Below are 19583 nucleotides of genomic sequence, written 5' to 3'. Positions count from 1 at the left end.
TAATTCAAGTGAAGATTGTGTTGGGTTTTATCGATTTTAAAATATTGTTTTTCAGGTAAAAAATGAACACGTAACTATAAAAATATGTGATCTAAAGATAAAAAACCCCCAAGTGTCATATCCATGAGCCTTGGAGGTTGAATGTAATGTCAAACTTCGTGTCTTAACTACTAAATTGTGATACTATCATGCAACTGTGATATTTATTTCGTTGCTTGAACTGTCTCAGTATTCTTTTTTAACATACCATAAAGCACAGCACTTACGAGCGCACCGATTAAGATTGCTATGATTGTAAATAGCGCATGACTGATATCTGTGCCGAAAATAACAACTAAACCACCATGTGGTGCTTGAATACGTGAACCAAATAATAATGCTAATCCACCGGCAATACCTGAGCCAAACATCATGGATGGAATCACACGTAACGGATCTGCTGCAGCAAATGGAATCGCACCTTCAGTAATAAATGATGCGCCCATCACAAAGTTCGGAATAATAGAGCCACGTTGTGCTTTCGTGAATTTTCTTTTAAAGATAATCATGGCAAAGGCAATTGCGATAGGTGGTACCATACCGCCAACCATGGCTGCAGTAATCGGTGCAGCGTTTCCTGCTGTTAACGCAGCCGTACTAAAGACATATGCTGCTTTATTGAATGGACCACCCATATCGATAGCCATCATCGCGCCAATTACAATACCTAAAATAACAATGTTAGAACCTGAGAGTCCGTTAAGTCCATTTTGAAGTGCTTCATTTAACCATGCTGCAGGCGTATTAAATACATAAATCATTAATAAGCCTGTAATAAGAACGGAGAAAATCGGATAAATTAATGTCGGTTTTAAACCTTCTAACATCGGTGGGAAATTTTTCGTTAATGCTTTAATCCCTTGCGTTAAATAACCTGCTAAGAAACCGGCAATAATCCCACCGATAAATCCGGAACCACCTGTCACAGCTAACATACCACCCACTAAACCAGCAGCAAAACCTGGTTTATCTGCGATACTTCGTGCAATGTATCCAGCTAAAATAGGTACAATAAGGGCAAAGGCACTTTTATTCCCTATTTCCCATAACGTTGCCGCAAATGGATGATAGTCCGAGCTTTTTGGATCAAACGCGTTTGGTCCGATCATAAATACAATAGCCATTAATATACCACCCGCGATGACAAGCGGTAACATATTTGAAACACCATTCATTAAATGTTTATAAATCGTTTTACCTATTCCTAATTTTTCTTCTTTTGACTCAGAGTTGTCATGATGCCCTTCTGCTACGAAAGGTTTTCTATTTGAATCCATGGCGCTTTGAATCAACGCTTCAGGACGCTTAATGCCATCTGCTACTGGAACTTGAACGACATTTTTACCATGAAAACGATTCATTTCCACGTGAACATCGGCAGCAACAATGATTCCAGTTGCACGCGCAATATCTTCATCAGTTAATTTATTTTTAATACCACCTGCACCGTTCGTTTCAACTTTCATTTTAACGCCCATTTGATCTGCCTGTTTCTTCAATGCATCGCGTGCCATAAATGTGTGCGCGATACCTGTTGGACAAGCTGTCACCGCTAAAACATAAGGTTCGTCATTGTTTGAGGGTGCCACTGTTTCTTGAATATCACTATTTTCATCTGTTGCTTCATCATCTGCTTCATTAATAATCGCCAACACTTCTTCAGGCGTAGTTGCGTCTAACAAACGGGCACGAACTGCCTCATCCATTAAAATACCTGACAATTTTGCCAATGCATCCAAATGTGTTTGTGCGCCTGTTTCTGGTGCTGCAATCATAAAGAATAAATGTGCGGGCTGCATATCTAAACTGTCATAATCGATACCCGCTTTCGATTTACCAAATGCAATGGCCGGTTGTGCTACAGCTGCAACTTTAGCGTGAGGTATCGCAATACCTTCTCCAATTCCAGTTGAACTTTGACGTTCGCGATTTTCAATCCCTTCAATAAATGCTGAGACATCATTTAATTTTCCAGCCTTGTCGAGTTGCGATGCAAGTTCCTTAATCGCACTCTTTTTATCTGTTGCTGTTAAGTCCATCGCAATGGTTTCTTTCGTGAGTAACTCTGTAATTCTCATGTTACCCCTCCTTATTTAATGGTGTCACTGACACGCTTGATTGTAATGATTGTATTGCTTCACGTTCTGCCAAATCATCGTTGAATGCGGTCGCTGAGCCTGCTGCGATAGCAAGTTCTAATTGCGCTTCGATTGAAAGTGATAATGATAAACCTGCAAGCATACCTGCAACCGTACTATCCCCAGCACCTACCGTATTCACCACGGTCCCTTTCGGCGCTAATATTTTATATGCACAGTGTTGATCAACATAAATCGCACCGTCTCCTCCAAGTGAAACGAGCACGGTTTGTGCACCTTTATGAAGAAGTTTTGTAGCATAGTGAATCACTTCTTGATCAGTAGTGATTTGTGTATGAAACATCTCTTCAAGTTCATGTTGATTTGGTTTAATAAGTAAAGGATGATACGGTAATATTCCTTCCATCAATCCTTTTTCAGCATCTACAACAAGTCTTGCTCCTGTTTGTTCTACAACTTTAGCAATCTCCGCATACGTTGATTGCGGCAAGCTACTTGGCACACTGCCGGCTAAAACAACGATATCGTTTTCTGTTGTTTGAGCGATACGATTAAGTAAATCTTGAAAATGGTGTTGTGTTATATGTGGACCAGGCGCATTAATTTCTGTCTCATCGTCACTTTTCAGCTTGATATTAATGCGTGTATCTTCATCTACCTCAGTAAACTGCGTTGGAATACCTGACGTTTCTAATTGCGTTTGAACAAATCGGCCTGGAAATCCACCAATAAACCCTAACGCAACGGAAGGAACGTTGAGTGTATTTAAAACTCTTGATACATTAATCCCTTTGCCACCTGCAAATTTAGCCGTTGCGGTTGAACGATTTAATTTACCAGTGTGATAGTCGTCTAGAAAGACAATATAATCAATTGATGGGTTCAAAGTCACTGTATATATCATTCTGCTCCTCCTAAAAATTCATATTTGGCTTTAAAACGATTGAGATCAATCGTATCCATCGCCTTTTGGGACGTGATAATAATTGGTTCGTCTTGCGTATAAATTCGTGCAAAGTAACTTTGATGAAATTTAGATGCATCAGCGAGAATATATGTCTGTAACCCTTGTTTCATCGCATTTTCTTTCATTAATGCTTCTTGTTCATCAGGTGTAGTGAACCCTGCATCACAATCAATGCCATTGATACCTAAAAAAACTTTATTAAATGAATAATGCTTTAAGCTGTCGGCGGCTCTTACACCTACAACTGCCATTGTTGTCGTTTTAATTGTTCCTCCGACAACTATTGGACGCAAACCTTTTTTAATCAGTGCATCGACATGAGGTAGACCATTAGTGACTACAGTCACATCTTGCGCATCAATATACGCAATCATCTCTAACGTTGTAGAACCTGCATCAATATAAATACTATCGCCATCTTTAATCATTGATGCTGCTTGTTTAGCAATGTGTATTTTTTCATCAATATGTTGCGTTCGCTTTGTATCTAATGCGAGTTCATGTTGTACTTGACTCAGTTTAGCCCCACCATGAACACGAATTAAAACACCTTCATCTTGTAGCTTCGTTAAATCCCGACGAATGGTAGACGCGCTACACCCTGTGTACTCCATTAAATGTTGTAATGATAAAAAGTGATGTTGTGTAAGTGCAGCAATAATCATCTCATGACGTTTTTCAGTTAACATGCCTCCACCTCATTTCTCTTACAGTATAATGAATGCGTTTCCAAAAATCAATCATTTTCTTTCACAAACAATCATAAACAATCATAAAATGATATAAAAATGACACATGTTGGGCGATTTCATTGCGAAACCACTACATGTGTCAAATTATTACTCAATTATTTGCGATTGAAATGTGTGCACATTGTGCATTTACAATGGTTGCGAGCGTCTTTGGAGCAACGCCTATTTGGACGCCACGTTGACCCCCACTAACATATATGACATCTTGTGAAAATGCTGTAAGATCGATAATTGTCGGAAACAATCGCTTCATTCCTAAAGGCGAGCACCCTCCACGAATATAACCCGTTACACGTTTTAAATCATCAAGAGGTATTAATTGTAATTTCTTTTGACGAAATTGTTGCGCTGCATATTTTAAATCGAGTTGCGCACTCACAGGGATGACACAAACAAAATGGTCGCGCTTCTCATTTTCTAAGACTAGTGTTTTAAAAACTTGGTGAGGGGGCACACCGATTTTTGATGACACCATTTCCCCATCCATATGTGCCTCACTCACTTCAAATGCGCGTACATCATACGTTACCTTGTGCTTATCTAAGAGTCGCATTGCATTCGTTTTTTTCACTATAAGTCCTCTCCTACTTATCACTAAACATGTGATTTACGATATTTTTATCAGATGCTTCATGATCCAATACCATGAATTTACGAATAATAGCCGAATGGTCTACGCTTTTATGCTTTAAGATGTAATCTGCAATGACTTCTGCATTTGCAGTACATTGTTTCACGGAAACCATTTCATCCAATTCAAAATAAAAGCCCACAGTTTGATGATAATCCTGTGTATCTTCATCTAATACGATTATTGGACGATTTAAATGTGCGTAATCAAATAACGCTGATGAATAATCTGTAATGAGCGCGTCGCATATTAAGTATAATTCTTGTATGTCTACCCATTCATTCATAAAGCAATGAATACGCGAATCCATATTACGATAAGTAGTATACAAATGACCTTCATTTGGATGTAGTTTCACAATGACTTCATAGTTGTCAGGTAATAAATGCACAAGCGTCTTCAAATCAAGTTCTGACACATTTTGACGTTGCGATTTACGCCATGTTGGACAAAATAAGATATATCGTTTCTCCGGAGTCGCTATCCCCACATATTTTTCTTGAATGTCGTGACGCTTATGCTCATCCTCTTGATGCCTAATAAGCATACTGTTACGTGGTGCACCCTCGCGCCAAATTTTTAATGATGGATGTTGAGATAAATTAAACGCACTTGAAATCAATGCTTCATAACGTTCTGAACACGACAGTAAAACATCCCATTTTAACATTCTAGGCAAGAACGCTTCACTTTGTTGTTGGCGTTCTACTGGATCCATCAAATCATTCACCATCCGTTTTAAAGGCATCCCATGCCACGTTTGAATCACAGTTTGTTTTGGATGTTTGAGTAAACGATCCCACAAGTTACCATTAATCACGGCAAATTGCGCACGTTCAAACGCTTGAATGTATTCACGTGACCCAAAACGAACAGGTTGCATATCAAATTGGCGTATTTCAATATCAACATATTCATTCGCAGCACTAACATATATAACTTTGTCAGGATATTGACGCTGAATTTCAAGTGCGATTGCTTTAGGATCGCCCGAAAAATTTTTGCCATGAAAAGATTCAATAAACACATGAGAACGCGAAGGATGTATGCGCTGTTGACGTCGTTGTTTCACTTGTTTTTCTACAGCAAATATCCCTCGACGCATATATTGATAGAGTCGTGACTTTTTATTCAGTACGCGTTTAAAGCTATTAGGCAAACGGTTCAACGCTTTTTTTACGGTATGTTTTACGACATATCGACTGTAATAGAATGGCAGTTCAACACGCGTTTTTTCTATTAAATGTGGCGTTATCACATGCTGATCCGCCTTTTCAGCCAATTGCCTTAACAATGTGTCGCTATAGTCCTCATATTGAAATTGTTGATTAAAATAGTGAAAGTCTTCATTACGCATGGTGTCCGTATAGGTTTCTTGAATGGTGGCCATAATAACTTGGTAATCATGTTCTAACTGTTTATTTAAAAAATGGACAGCGTGAAACGGTTGATAAATCGATGTTAGTACCGCGTCATCTCCAGGATAGATGCATGCTTGGTTGCCATCACCAATTGCTTCTAGTATAGAATAACCTAACGTTTCATAAGGAGAAGTTGAAATATATATCGCATGCTTTGGTATGTCTCCATTCAAAAAAACTTGGCGTTCTAATTGATAATACGTAATAAGTTGTTCATATAATTCTAAAGAAGGACCATACCCTTGTATATGAAATTCAACATCATGGTGACCTTTTGTGTAAACAATGAAATGCATTAACTTTAGAGCGTAAGAAATGTCTTTTATGGCATCCTCAAAACGCGCTTTCATCATGAGCGCTTTCGTGTTAGGACTTGGTTGAGGTTGAAAGACAATATGATCTGTATTAACATACATCGGAAAAACGTAAGGATATTCAAATCGTGATGCAAACGCTTTTGCGATGTCCGGCGTACTGACACGCACTGCATCTATTGCTTCTAATGCCAAATCAAAAGATGGATTAATATATGCTAAAGGCGCATGTAGTTCACCTAAAATTTGAATTGTCGGTGCTTGACGTTTCACCTCACGCGCATATTTAAAAAAATCTTCTCTTGTTAAAATAAGCACATCACACGCAGTTAAAGATTTCACATTATGAAAACTTTCAAAATTTACGCCCTCTATTTCGCGAACAGCTGTTTTTTTTAAGTGTTCGACATGGCGCTTACGAAATGGTACATAATTAATGTATGTGACCGTATGATTCGCTGCTTTAAGGGCACGTAGTAAGTTCAGATTACTGCGTGATGTCCCCCCTTTTTGAAATAAGTTAAATCCTAATATTTTAATATGCATCTTTGTCGCTCCTACTTTTTATAAACATAACTACTTTATTGGATATCTATGCAAGTCTCAAATCAAGACGCTTTATAATGAGACCTCAATCGTTGTTCAATAAATATAATGATACAACCTAAACACATAAATGCGATAGACATGATTAACGGATATTCAATATTCAAATCATAAAACCCACCTGCAATTAAAGGCCCCACAAAGTTGCCCATACTTGTAAATGTAGAATTGATGCCCCCAGCAAACCCTTGTCGGTCTCCTGCAATATTTGAAAAATAATTTGTTAACGCAGGTCGGATTAAGTCAAAACCGATAAACACAATAAAACAGATCACCATGACTTGCCAGTATGAATAAGCAAAAATAAGAAAACTTAATACAATGGCAGAGTAGATTAATGCATACGTAATAAACGTTAATTCATTAAAATGACGGATTAATTTATCAAAGAAAAATATTTGAAAGATTGCTCCAAATACCCCTCCGCCTACTATTGCAATAGAGATATCTGAAGGTTGAAAATTCATTTTGTCTGCTGTATATAAAGGGAATAAAGTTTCAAATGCTGATAATCCAAGCGCTAAAATTAAGGTTAAAAGTGCAGGTGTTACAAACATTTTTAAATTAACCTGACTTAACTTTTGTGTCTCAAGTGTAGTAAAGCCTTGTGATGATTTTTGTGATGTTTTGACAAAGAGTACGGTACCCATAAATGCGAAAATACCAAGTATACCTGCAAAAACAAAGGGTACGCGGTGTGAGATTTCTGCTAAAAACCCACCAATACCTGGACCTAATATAAAGCCAGCAGAAATAATTGCAGACATATAGCCAAAATTACGCGCTTTATCTTGCTCAGGTGAAATATCGGCAATAAGCCCCGTAACGCCAGGCATAATCATACCTGCACTAAATCCACCTAACACACGAGAAATTATTAAAATAGGAAATGTATGACCAATCGCAAATAAGAACTCTGATAAACTAAACAAAATTAATCCAATGCATATGATAAGTTTTTTACCTAACTTATCTGCAAGTGTGCCACCAAAGGGAGAGATTGCCATCTGTGCAAGTGCAAAAACTGCTACTAAAACCCCTAAATCTGCACCTGTTAATCCTAAATCTTTTAAATAAATCGGCAATACCGGTATGACAAGACCAATGCCTAAAAAGATGAGAAATATATTCATATATAAAATGATAAACTGTTTTGTCATGGTTCAATACACCCCCTACAATTAAAAATGGTTAGCATATTATATAATAGTCAACATAAATTGGAAAGCGTTATGAGTTGAATTTTCAACAGATATTCCGTAGTGTATTTGACGGATATCAAGTCTAAGGGCACGTACTTTTTACAACCACTATCGCATAAAGATTAGTTTCAGTTTATCATATTCATCAATTTCGAGGAGGGATGAGATGCAAGCGCGTTATATCGCTCGGCTCTTATATGTATTTTTATTCGTCACAACACTCGTTGTTCCGAACCATTTCAAATTTTTATTATTAAATCTGACACTCGCCTATATCCCTTTAGAACTCGCATATCTACTTAAATTATTCGTACCCAAACGGTTATTCGAATGGCCATTATTTGTCATATATCTGGGCATTTTTATACTGATGTTACCTAATACATTCTACATGGTGACAGACCTTATACATTTAAATCAATTTTCGTTTAGCTTTTTATCCGGTTTAGTTTTGATTGAATGGATTCATTTTGGATTATTGGTGACAGGTGTTTTATTTGCGGTATATTGTTTTACACTTATTGCTTTAGAACTCTTTCATTTACCATTTCCGTTATGGACCCGCTACATCATTTTATTAGGAATGACGTTATTGAATGGATTGGGCATTTATGTGGGCCGTTTTTTAAGATTCCATAGTGTGCATCTCATTAACAATCCATTTTCTGTGGTTATTTCAACTTTAAAATCGATAGATGCTCCTGCGATAACATTTATTGGATTAATTGCACTCATGCAATGCCTCTTACTCTTATGCTTGAAAGGAGTGAGAACGAGATCATGACTGTGTTACTATTGCTCATCATCTTACAATGCCTTATGTCAATATTGCTTTACCAACTTAAATGGCCTTTTTATTGGGCAATCATGTTGTTCTTTATGCCTTTTGGCATCGGATTATTTTTAATTCAACTTTTTTATTATGAACGGCACTACCCAGAGTGGAAAGTCCCCTTAAATATAAAAATACGTTTAAAGTACATGTATATAATTACATTTTTTGAATTTGTATTATTGTATATAGTACTTTTTGTGGTTAAATAGAAGTATTCATTTTTTTAAGGAGGGTTGGTATGAATCAACACAAAACGCTTCGCCCTGCATGGAGAGATTTGTTAGCCTTCGTTATTTATTATATAAGTGCTATGGTTTTCAGTTCTATAATTTATTCTATTCATCCGGTTATGTTTAACTATAACATCGAACATCCGAAGGTGTTTTTATTAACGAGTGTATGCACGAGTTTATCTGTGATATCATTCTTAATATGGTCACATCGGAAGCATCTCAAAACAAAAATTTTCCAACGATTACGAGAACTTCAATCACAGATGAAACTCGTCTTATTCGCTTATATTTTATATGTAGTTGTAAGTATCGTTATGAGCATCACTTTCAAATTATTGCCTAAATCTTGGCAATTTGATACTACAGTCAACCAAAAAGGCATCGTCGAATTATTTCAAGATAAAGCCTGGTTGCCTTTAGTTTTTATCGTTTTAGTGATTTTAGTTCCCATTACTGAAGAACTACTTTTTAGGCATGTTATTATTGGTGAACTCGGTAAAAAGTTTGGCGTTTGGGTGATGGGGGGTATATCTGTGGTGACTTTTGCTATGTTACATGTAACTAACGCCCAATCACCACTTGAAGTGATACCTTACCTAGTCATGGCAACACTTTTCGTTATAATGTATATACGCACAAATTGTAACATTGCGGTTTCCATATTTTTACATATGCTTGTAAATGCCGTATCCTTTGTCGGCGTTATCGTACAAAGCTTGGCATAAATATTAAATATATAAGCCTTCAAAATTCATGTTAAGATGAACTTTGAAGGCTTTTAGTCATTTACTAAGCATCCGCTTTATGTGTAACTCAATATGCACCATTGTACATTTTTACAACCGCCACGCTATGTCAGTTTTATTTTTGTACACTTTTTAAAGTTGACTTTAACGCACTGACCGCTTCTGCAGAATGTTTAAATTGTTGTTTCTCCTCACTAGTAAGATCCAGCTCGATTATTTTTTCAATCCCTTTCCCACCTACAACGGTAGGGATACCAATGTATAAATCTTCTAAACCGTATGTCCCATCACAATATGCGATAGTTGGTAGCACGCGTTGCTTATCCAAAATGATTGCTTCAATCATTTCATAAACCGCTGCTGAAGGAGCATAGTACGCAGAGCCATCACCCAATAATTTTACAATTTCAGCGCCTCCACCTTGCGTACGTTTTACAATGTCATCAATTTTCTCTTGAGGTAAAAGTTCTGTAATTGGCACCCCATTTACATGACAGTGTCGAATGAGTGGCACCATAGTATCACCATGACCACCTAAAACAATACCATGTACGTCATTTACAGCTACATTGAGTGCCTCAGCTACAAAGGTATTAAAGCGTGCTGAATCAAGCACACCTGACTGGCCCATCACACGTTCACTTGAAAATCCAGAATGTTGATATACTGTATATGTCATCGCGTCAACAGGGTTCGTCAATACAATAATTTTACAGTGTGGCGAATATTTAACAATTTGTTCTGTGACTTCAATCATCACTTGTTCATTGGTTTGAATCAACTCATCTCTCGACATACCTGGCAATCGTGGCACACCAGCAGTTATGACTACGACATCTGAATCAGTAGTTTCAGCATAATCAACTGTGGATGTTACATGCGTATCAAACCCTAGTATCGAACCACTTTGTAAAATATCCAATGTTTTCCCTTTGATTTGTGCTTCGTTCTTCTTGCGATCTACTAAAACAACATCCGCAATATCATGTGTAGCAATAATAAATGCTAATGTTGCGCCAGTATGTCCAGACCCTACTATTGTGACTTTTTTACGTTTCATCATCATGCTCCCCCTTATACTCTTTTCATCCTTATTATACCATTGTACTCGTGGAATGAACTGATTTTATGAAAGCGTTTTCGTTAATTGTGAAAAAATATTTCAGACAGCAATCACCTACGTAAATTGGCTGCCTGAACTGTTATCATGATTATGCATGTAATGTTAAAAACACGTGAAGAATTGCAGCAAATCCCCCTACAACACAAAGCGTCATAAAGAGTAATATTAAACAAATTTTGCCGTACTTCAATAAAAATGCTATAAACGTGGCAATAACGTGATAGACCATAAACACACCCGTTATTGCTACAAACCAAATTAATTGTGGCGAAAAAAGTACCACCATCATCATTAAAATGGCAAATAGAACATAAGGTAACGCAATCATATTGCGCATAAACACAAATTGTTGGCGTTTAGAATCATGAGCCATATTTCAATCTCCTTTAAATGACTTAGGGTATATCATAGCCCTGAGCTGCGGTATAAATATCAAACCAATCTTGATCTTTCAATGAAATGTCTAATCCATGAATAGCTTGGTCAACACGTTCTATCCGATGCGTGCCTAATATAGGTAAGATAGACGCTGGGTGTTTATGAAACCAAGCGACAATAATAGATGCGACATGGGTATTGTACTCTTTTGCAAGCCGTTCTAATACTGGAAGGACACGTTGTGATTTTTTATCAGTTGGATCAAATAACTTTCCTCCTGCAAAAGGTCCCCACGCCATTAATTTCACATCATCTTTATACATATCATCAATCGTACCATCGTGGAATGCATCTAAATGATACGGTGAAATTTCTACTTGATTCACTGCGATATGAAAGCGGTCATCTTTTAAACAATCATTCAGCAATTCGTATTGGGAACGTCTAAAGTTTGATACACCAAAAGACTTCACTTTACCTTCTTCAACTAAATCTTGAAGTGCTTCTGTAATTTCACATGGTTTCATTAATGGTGATGGGCGATGAATCAATAATGTATCGATCGAATCTACACCCAAATTTTTCAAAGCACGATCAACAGAACGTGTAATATGCTTTTTACTTAAATCATATCGGTGTGCTGTTTGATCTGGAAAAATATCATTAGGCTGTACAATTCCACACTTCGTTACAATTTCAATCTTCTCTCTTAAATGAGGTGATAACTTTAAAGCCTCTCCAAACATTTGTTCAACTGTGTATTTTCCATAAATATCTGCATGGTCCATCGTTGTAACTCCACGCGCTACTAATTGATGAATAAATGTATTTAATTCTTGCTTGGACATGTGCCAACGATCAGCACGATAAAACCCTTGAATTATTTTTGAGTAAGACACGTGTTGGTTAATTGATACTTTTTCCATTATAAGCCACCCCGCTTCTACTATTAGCTAAATTGTAACATATCTAACTGATTTCTTAATTGCGCTTTATCTAAATGTTCTCCGATCAAAACGATTGAAAGTGGTACATCACTTTCACCTATTTTTTCTAAAGAAGGTACAGGTTGTGCAAATTGAAATACTATTGTTTCTTGCGGTTCTGCTCTAAATCGAATAAATCCTTTCGCTCTATGTATCGTTTCAGGTAACTTCAATATAAATTCGATAAATGCATCTTGGGCAATAGGACCTTGAAAGGTATACGTCATACTTTGAAAAGTTGGGTGACCTGTCGTTTGAGCGGGCATTTTCTGGGTAGTGTTATCGTAGGAAAGCACTTGGGACAACTGTCCATATGACGTTGAAATGATTTGACTATGTGGTGCATACTTTCGAACAGCTTTAACAGCCTCTGTTTGCTGTTCCGCATTGTCTAGCAAATCGATTTTATTGATGATGATATGATGACTGGCACGCATTTGGTCTTCTATTAATTGTTGTTTGGCTTGGCTAAAGGATGCTTTACGACAAATATCAGATGCTGAAACAATTGTGATGACTTGAGGGGATTGAACGCGTTGTGAAATTATAGGGTCTTCACACGCCATCAACATATCAATAGGATTTGCGATGCCTGTCGCTTCAATTACAATGTGTTCTACTTGATTATGTATGATTAAATGGTGTATGGTACTCACGAGCTCTGTTTGTAAGTCACAACATACGCAACCATGCATTAAAGACACTTTCGTATCGATATGGTTTAAAAGTTCGCTATCCATGTCAAAGTTACCGAATTCGTTTACAATTAGCGCAACTTTCTCATCATTTTTTAATATTTGGGGCATATAATTACTTAAGAATGTGGTTTTTCCGCTCCCTAAAAAACCGTTTACAATTGTAACTTTTGTTTTATTATTTAACATAAAATCTAACCTTTCTCTTAAATAAACAACAAATTTTCAACAATGTATGTGTAAATCTGTCTTTTAGCTTGATAAAGTGTGTAGAATCTTCTAAAATTACTGCATGCTTTATTTTTAGCATAGCATAGATTTAAGTAGAGCGACTTAAATCCACTCAATTATGGACGGATTCCCATCCGTGAGAGAGAAATACGGATAGAATGTCTGGAGGAAAAAAATTATGTCTGATCATCTTAATTTAAAAGAGCAAGTATGTTTTAGTTTGTATAATGCACAACGTCAAGTGAATCGTTATTATTCAAACAAAATTTTCAAAAAGTACAACTTAACGTATCCACAATTTCTAGTTTTAGAAATTCTTTGGAACCAGTCACCTGTTAATGTGAAAAAAGTTGTAACAGACCTTGCATTAGATACAGGTACTGTCTCACCGTTATTGAAACGTATGGAGCAAATCGATTTAATTAAAAGAGAACGTTCTGAAATCGATCAACGTGAAGTATACGTACATTTAACTGAAAAAAGTGAAAGTATGAAACCTGAATTAGAAAACGCTTCAAAAACAGTTGCAGAAGCGTCTTCGCTTGATCCCGATGAAATCAAAGAATTGAACCGTTTACTTGATAAAATCATTACTGCTTTTAGTGAATCAAAATAATTGAGTGTACAGATTAACTTCAGTAAAGGTGTAGGCCCTAAAGCTATTACACCCTATTCTAACTAAATGGATTAAAATTTGGATTATTTAGCATATATGTGAAGAAGATAGGCGATTCTTCTTCCTTATAGTTAAAGCATGGCACATGAAACCAAGGGCTTGGATTAAAATCCAAGCCCTTCTTCCATATCACAATGTTTTGTGTGTTTTCAAAGTAACTGAGGGTCAACGCGCGTTAACATACCCTCTTCCATTTTATAAACGACATCAAAGTCCTTTAATATTTCTAAATTATGAGTTGCCACAATGAGTGTTTCTGCAGTTTGATGAATTTGACGCATGATATGTGACGTTTGTTGCACATCAATGCCCTTAGTAGGCTCGTCTAAAATCCACACAGGCGCATTTTTTAACCATAAACGGGCAATTGCTAATCTTTGAAACTCACCGCCTGATAACGCATTTTTGTTTAATGTAACTGCTCTTGTTAAAGGAATATTATCAAGACCCACACGGTGTAAAGCATCGAGACACGCTTCCTCACCATACGTAGTTAATAAATTGTCTTGAAGTGTGCCATCAAAAAATTGTGCATCTTGCATAAGTGGGTTCACTTGAGTCAGCCAATGCGTGCGATGAAAATCAACTTGACCTCCTATAGCCATCTTTCCTTCAGAAATTGGATATAGTCCCAATAAAATGTGTAACAATGTCGATTTACCAGAACCAGACGCCCCTATAATTGCAATATGGTCTCCCCTATGAATATTAAGATGAATATCTTTTAAAGTGGCGCGTTGTTGCGTTGGAAATTGGTGATATACACCTTCGAGATGAAATAATGGTGTTTGCTTGTCTAATTGATGTACTTTAACGTGGTGTGTCCCTTCATCTAATTGCGCCACCGACATCACATCATTTAATTGATGGATTGCCTCATCTGTCTCACTTTTATAATAAGCCACCTGACTCATCATGACATGTTGCTCAAATAAAGTTAGTAACATCAGTACAATACTTGTAGCATAGATAGGATCAAATGCTCCAGATTTCACCTGAATCGCAGTTAATAAAATAGTCATAAATATAGCTATCATACTTATCACATTTAAGATGTATTGGTAAATAATATGAAACATTTGTTCTCGATACTCCACGTCACTGAGTGCTGCTTCTGCATTTAAAAGACGTGTTTCATAAGAGTGACGCTGACCAAACCGTTTTAATTCCTCACACCCTAAAATATAATCATAATATTGATGCATTAACATTTGATATTTTTGGTCCATATCTTTTTTAATCATTGTTGCACGCTTAGCACTCATCCATGGAATACACCATAGCGAGAGCCCAATCACAATTAAAAGTGTCAGTGCATGCCAAATTGAAAAATAAAACAAAACACCAATGGTTAATCCACTCGTTAAAGTTAATACAATAGGTGGATAATACACGCGTAAATAAATATTTTGTAACGCCTCAATTTGTGAGACCATTCTGCCTAATAAGTCACTTGTTTTAAATTGTCTAAAAACATTAGGAACGATAGGAATCAGCGCTTGATAAAAGTGCACTCTTACATCACGTAACATTGTGAAGGTCGCGCGATGTGAGAGCAAACGTTCATAATAACGCGTTATCGCCCGTGTAAAGCCAAATAGTTTCACAGTGACAATGAGCCCCATAAGCGCATAAAGTGGCGCACCTAGTGCACTTTGTGTGATCATATAGCCACTAAAGAAAAACATCGCTAAGGCTACACTACTTCCCACAACACCTAAAACAATAGCTACTACAATATCACGGTTCCATTTTATATTCACTGATTGACTTAATACATTCGTTTTGTCACTTTCCACGTATATCTCACCTCCATTTTGTTGTCTTTGTACTTTTTAATTAGTTTTATCACCCACAACAACGTATTGAATTAAATTTCTGTCAAAATCGTTTCATCATCTTTAATCAAACACCCTTGCTCGATATACCAACGTCGATGGGCATGTATCAACGATGCTTGATGATGCGCAATCGTGATTTGCGTAATATGCGCAAAATGGCGTTGGACGACTTCTTGTATTTTACGTTCAGTGCTACGATCCAATCCAGTTGTTGGTTCATCCAAAATAATGACATCAGGTTTTAACAATAGTACTCTGGCAAGTTCAATACGGCGCATTTCTCCACCTGATAACATTTCTCCGCCTTCACCGATACGCGTATGGATACCTTCTTGAAATTGTTTAATCTTATGACCTAACGCTACTTCTTCAAGTACACCTTTAATGCTATTGTCATCAATGTCATTAAATAGCGTGATATTGTCTGCAATTGATGCATTAAAAATATAAGGATTTTGAGATAAATAACCAATATTAATCTTTTTTGAAAATGTAATGTTTCCTTCTGAAGCCTTCACTTCACCTAAGAGTAATCGTACGAGCGTTGATTTCCCCGCGCCACTCGGACCTACAAGCGCAATATGATCACCTTCATAGATTTTAGCATCTATCGCTTTTATTGCATGATGCGTTGTATTTGGATAGCGAAATGATACTTGATTTAATTGAATTAATGCATCTTGATTTGCGATTTTTTGCGGCGTTTCATGTGTTTCCGACGGTGCTTGAAGTGTATTTCGAATAATTTCACTCGCCCCTTCACTTTCTTTACCAACATGAAACGCTTGTCCTAAATCTTTAATCGCGTTATAAAACTCAGGCGCTAGTATTAAAGCAATCACAGCGGTTAAAAACGAAATACGGTGAAATACAATTAAACTTAACCCAACTTCTAGCGCTACAAGTCCAATGCCAAGCATACTTATAAAGTCTAGCATCAAACCAGATAAAAATGCACTTTTCAAAATAATCATGGTTTTATCACGAAATTGAGTACTTTCATGTTCAATTTTTTTAACGGCGCGATCCGTATGTTGAAATAACTTTAAAGTCACTAAACCACGTGTTAAATTGACAAATCGTTGACTGAATTGATTTAAAAACGTCATTTGATCTTTAGCAGCATCTCGTGTTTTCAACCCAAAAATAATATAAAATAACGGGATAAAAGGTGCTGTCACCATCATAATGATGGCCGTTGGAAGGTTAATTAAGAACATTGTAATAATGATAGATATTGGAATCAATGTAGATTTAAAAAGTTGTGGTAAATACGTTTTGAAAAACGGTAGCATCTCTTTTAACGTTTCAGTAGCAATAGCGAGTCGTGTTCCAACCGGTTGTTGCGATTGTAATTGCAGTAATTGACGTCGTACTGTTCCTCTAACATGATGACTTAAACGTGTACCAAGCCAATCATTGAGCATCATGAAAGTGGCTCTTAATAAGAGTGCAAATGCTAAAATGATAAGTAACGTTTGCCAATGATGGCTTTGATTTAATAATAATTCATTAAGTATCATTGCAATCGTAATATTTTGGGTAATGATAATGAGCGCTAACATGATATTTGTCACGCTTAAGAGCACCGCAAACCGCCTATATTTTTTTAACCAACTGTGAAGCCATTTCATATTATCCGTCCTTTACATTTGCGTGAATACTTTTTCAGTTTACAATGAATGTATTACTAGTATATAGGGTTGTATTTTTTCGTGCATTTGATGACGCTTGTTTTCATAAAAAGTTGTGACAGTTTATTTACATGTGAGATGCTCATACTTTGGACTGATAGCATTTATTTATTAAGACATGCTTATTAAGATGTGCTATGATATGCTAAGTTATAAAGCAAAAATTAAACATAAAGAGGGTTAATGTTATGCTATTTTTTGAATTGCTTAAGGCATTAGTGCTTGGTATTGTAGAAGGATTAACGGAGTTCGCACCCGTTTCTTCAACAGGCCATATGATTTTAGTTGATGATATGTGGTTAAAATCTACGCAATTTTTAGGATCAGAATCGGCTTTTACTTTTAAAGTTGTGATTCAATTAGGTTCTGTTTTTGCTGCAGCGTGGGTATTTAGGCATAAATATTTTGAAATGCTTCATATTGGAAAATATGCACCTGAAGTTCAAGAAGGACGTCGCTCTAAACCTCGACGTTTAAAAATTACTCATATTTTAGTAGGTATGATTCCAGCAGGTATTTTAGGTGTATTATTTGATGATTTTATCGAAAAACATCTCTTTAGTGTGCCTACTGTATTAATTGGTCTATTTTTAGGTGCAATTTATATGATTATTGCAGATAAATATAGCCGCGGTGTACGCAACCCTAAAAATGTCGATGAAATAAATTATTTTCAAGCGTTTGTAATTGGTCTTTCTCAAGCTATTGCAATGTGGCCAGGATTTTCACGCTCAGGCTCTACCATTTCAACAGGTGTCTTAATGAAAATGGATCATAAATCCGCTTCAGATTTTACATTTATGATGGCTGTCCCTATTATGATGGCCGCTAGTGGCTTATCATTAATTAAAAACTTTAGCTATATTCATTTAACACATATTCCATTTTATATTCTTGGTTTTCTTGCAGCCTTTATTTTCGGTCTATTATCGATTAAATTATTCTTATCATTAATTAAACGTGTCAAATTATTGCCATTTGCGATTTATCGAATCGTGCTTGTAGTAGTCATCGCAGTTGTTTATTATGGCATCATTAAATAATATCGTATCTTTCAAAGGTGGAATATAGTACACCTGTTAATTAAGAATAAGCCAGCAAAATTCATTGATACATGAACTTTGTTGGCTTTTATTTATCTAAATAAATTGAGTCTTAGTGTCGAACAATATGATGAATTGTGATTGATCCTTTAGCCGAGTCTTCTGAGACATTAAGCCGATACCGAAAATTCATTTTGAGGTAAGGCACCTAAAAATCGAGGCGTCAGGGACAATCATCAATTGCAATGAATTATGTATCAGCCCCTTCTATATTTCTTCTCTCCACTACGCCAATATTAAAATCAACTTAATTCTAATCCCCTTATTATATTTAAGATTCATTTAATGTTTATTTTTATCTAAACCATTTAATATATCATTATAAATAAATTTGAAAGGTGAATGTATGACCCCTCTAAGGAAACGATTCGATGATGATATGACCGTAACAAAGGCACCCTATATGCACGCATTTGGTAAAGGATTATTGTTTGCAATACTGCTTAGTATTGCTTTTGAAGTAAGTAATGAAACCCCTACCCATTCAATATGGGCAGTGATTTCTTTTCTTTTAACTTGTATCATCCTTTTAATAATGCAACGTTGTGGCTTTTCATTTTTGTCATTTCGTGCATTAACATTAAGTGACTGGTTTTTAGTCATTGCTGGGCTGCTTCTAATGATAAGTTTAGATAACCTCTTTGACTACTTCATAGATGCTAGTAGCGTCAATGATGACAATATTTTCAATGATTTTAAAGACGTACCTACTTGGGCAGCAATATTAAGTATTGCAGTTATACCTGCCATATCAGAAGAGATTATGATGCGTGGTATAGTAATGCGGGTGTTTTTTAGAAATCATTTATTTATCGGTATGCTTGTTTCCAGCATCATTTTTGCGTGGTTACATGAAGCTGATTCTCTCATCGGCTATCTTCCATATTTTTATTCTGGCATTATTTTTGCGCTCGTTTATTTAAAAACGAAACGTATAGAAGCAGCAATACTCGTTCACTTCTTTAACAACTTACTGAGTACACTATTTATTTAAATAAATCATATAACAAG

General features: G+C 36.2%; 17 protein-coding genes. 5 read left to right on the top strand and 12 right to left on the bottom strand.

Annotation, left to right across the window (positions count from 1 at the left end; translation table 11 throughout):
- Positions 1 to 203: 203 nt before the first annotated feature.
- The 6 genes from GJE18_RS01985 to norA all read right to left on the bottom strand — a co-directional run bounded on the left by GJE18_RS01985 (position 204) and on the right by norA (position 7989).
- Positions 204 to 2117 (bottom strand): PTS fructose transporter subunit IIABC, encoded by a 1914-nt coding sequence (locus tag GJE18_RS01985; protein WP_107368350.1) that lies wholly within the window; start codon positions 2115 to 2117, stop codon positions 204 to 206.
- A gap of 1 nt (position 2118) precedes the next feature.
- Positions 2119 to 3042 carry a 1-phosphofructokinase gene (pfkB, locus tag GJE18_RS01980; RefSeq protein WP_060552423.1) on the bottom strand — a complete coding sequence of 308 codons (924 nt, stop codon included), beginning with the start codon at positions 3040 to 3042 and terminating at the stop codon, positions 2119 to 2121.
- Positions 3039 to 3794, bottom strand: coding sequence for a DeoR/GlpR family DNA-binding transcription regulator (locus GJE18_RS01975; RefSeq protein ID WP_037566461.1), 756 nt, complete (start codon positions 3792 to 3794; stop codon positions 3039 to 3041). The genes pfkB and GJE18_RS01975 overlap by 4 nt, the downstream gene beginning before the upstream one ends.
- Before the next feature lie 154 nt (positions 3795 to 3948).
- Entirely contained in the window at positions 3949 to 4410 is a 462-nt protein-coding gene (gene ybaK / locus GJE18_RS01970; RefSeq protein ID WP_060552536.1) for a Cys-tRNA(Pro) deacylase, read from the bottom strand.
- A gap of 31 nt (positions 4411 to 4441) precedes the next feature.
- Positions 4442 to 6769 carry a CDP-glycerol glycerophosphotransferase family protein gene (locus GJE18_RS01965; RefSeq protein WP_107368351.1) on the bottom strand — a complete coding sequence of 776 codons (2328 nt, stop codon included), beginning with the start codon at positions 6767 to 6769 and terminating at the stop codon, positions 4442 to 4444.
- A 62-nt stretch (positions 6770 to 6831) separates the two neighbouring features.
- Positions 6832 to 7989, bottom strand: coding sequence for a multidrug efflux MFS transporter NorA (gene norA, locus GJE18_RS01960; protein WP_107368352.1), 1158 nt, complete (start codon positions 7987 to 7989; stop codon positions 6832 to 6834).
- A 208-nt stretch (positions 7990 to 8197) separates the two neighbouring features.
- Here norA and GJE18_RS01955 point away from each other — a divergent pair, with 208 nt between their 5' ends.
- Both GJE18_RS01955 and GJE18_RS01950 read left to right on the top strand, forming a co-directional pair.
- Positions 8198 to 8815: a DUF1361 domain-containing protein gene (locus tag GJE18_RS01955; protein WP_107368353.1), complete on the top strand. Its 618-nt coding sequence runs from the start codon at positions 8198 to 8200 to the stop codon at positions 8813 to 8815.
- A 289-nt stretch (positions 8816 to 9104) separates the two neighbouring features.
- Positions 9105 to 9824: a CPBP family intramembrane glutamic endopeptidase gene (locus tag GJE18_RS01950; RefSeq protein ID WP_060552418.1), complete on the top strand. Its 720-nt coding sequence runs from the start codon at positions 9105 to 9107 to the stop codon at positions 9822 to 9824.
- Positions 9825 to 9960: 136 nt separating this feature from the next.
- Here GJE18_RS01950 and mdh read toward each other — a convergent pair whose 3' ends face one another.
- From mdh to GJE18_RS01930, 4 genes are all read right to left on the bottom strand, one after another.
- Entirely contained in the window at positions 9961 to 10905 is a 945-nt protein-coding gene (mdh, locus tag GJE18_RS01945) for a malate dehydrogenase (RefSeq protein ID WP_107368361.1), read from the bottom strand.
- Between the two features lie 151 nt (positions 10906 to 11056).
- Complete coding sequence (locus GJE18_RS01940) at positions 11057 to 11341, bottom strand: hypothetical protein (protein WP_060552417.1); 285 nt, start codon at positions 11339 to 11341, stop codon at positions 11057 to 11059.
- A gap of 22 nt (positions 11342 to 11363) precedes the next feature.
- Positions 11364 to 12272, bottom strand: a complete 909-nt coding sequence (locus GJE18_RS01935) for an aldo/keto reductase (protein WP_060552416.1) — start codon at positions 12270 to 12272, stop codon at positions 11364 to 11366.
- 23 nt (positions 12273 to 12295) lie between these two features.
- A complete protein-coding gene (locus GJE18_RS01930; RefSeq protein ID WP_107368354.1) occupies positions 12296 to 13216 on the bottom strand; it encodes a CobW family GTP-binding protein in 921 nt (306 codons plus the stop codon).
- A gap of 220 nt (positions 13217 to 13436) precedes the next feature.
- On the opposite strand from GJE18_RS01930, the gene mgrA reads away from it, so the two are divergent.
- Positions 13437 to 13874: a global transcriptional regulator MgrA gene (gene mgrA, locus GJE18_RS01925; protein WP_037566449.1), complete on the top strand. Its 438-nt coding sequence runs from the start codon at positions 13437 to 13439 to the stop codon at positions 13872 to 13874.
- Positions 13875 to 14083: 209 nt separating this feature from the next.
- On the opposite strand, the gene GJE18_RS01920 is transcribed toward mgrA, so the two are convergent.
- Positions 14084 to 15733 (bottom strand): amino acid ABC transporter ATP-binding/permease protein, encoded by a 1650-nt coding sequence (locus tag GJE18_RS01920; protein ID WP_060552414.1) that lies wholly within the window; start codon positions 15731 to 15733, stop codon positions 14084 to 14086.
- A gap of 71 nt (positions 15734 to 15804) precedes the next feature.
- A complete protein-coding gene (locus GJE18_RS01915) occupies positions 15805 to 17409 on the bottom strand; it encodes an ABC transporter ATP-binding protein/permease (RefSeq protein ID WP_107368355.1) in 1605 nt (534 codons plus the stop codon).
- Between the two features lie 248 nt (positions 17410 to 17657).
- Here GJE18_RS01915 and GJE18_RS01910 point away from each other — a divergent pair, with 248 nt between their 5' ends.
- Together GJE18_RS01910 and GJE18_RS01905 are read left to right on the top strand one after the other, a co-directional pair.
- Positions 17658 to 18512: an undecaprenyl-diphosphate phosphatase gene (locus tag GJE18_RS01910; protein WP_037566446.1), complete on the top strand. Its 855-nt coding sequence runs from the start codon at positions 17658 to 17660 to the stop codon at positions 18510 to 18512.
- Between the two features lie 439 nt (positions 18513 to 18951).
- Positions 18952 to 19566 carry a CPBP family intramembrane glutamic endopeptidase gene (locus GJE18_RS01905; RefSeq protein ID WP_157951751.1) on the top strand — a complete coding sequence of 205 codons (615 nt, stop codon included), beginning with the start codon at positions 18952 to 18954 and terminating at the stop codon, positions 19564 to 19566.
- The last annotated feature ends 17 nt before the right edge of the window (positions 19567 to 19583 follow it).

The sequence above is a fragment of the Staphylococcus agnetis genome, assembly GCF_011466855.1.
Classification (GTDB): Bacteria; Bacillota; Bacilli; order Staphylococcales; family Staphylococcaceae; genus Staphylococcus; species Staphylococcus agnetis.
Note: the sequence above shows the minus strand (reverse complement) of the source record. Positions and strands in the feature narration are given on the sequence as shown.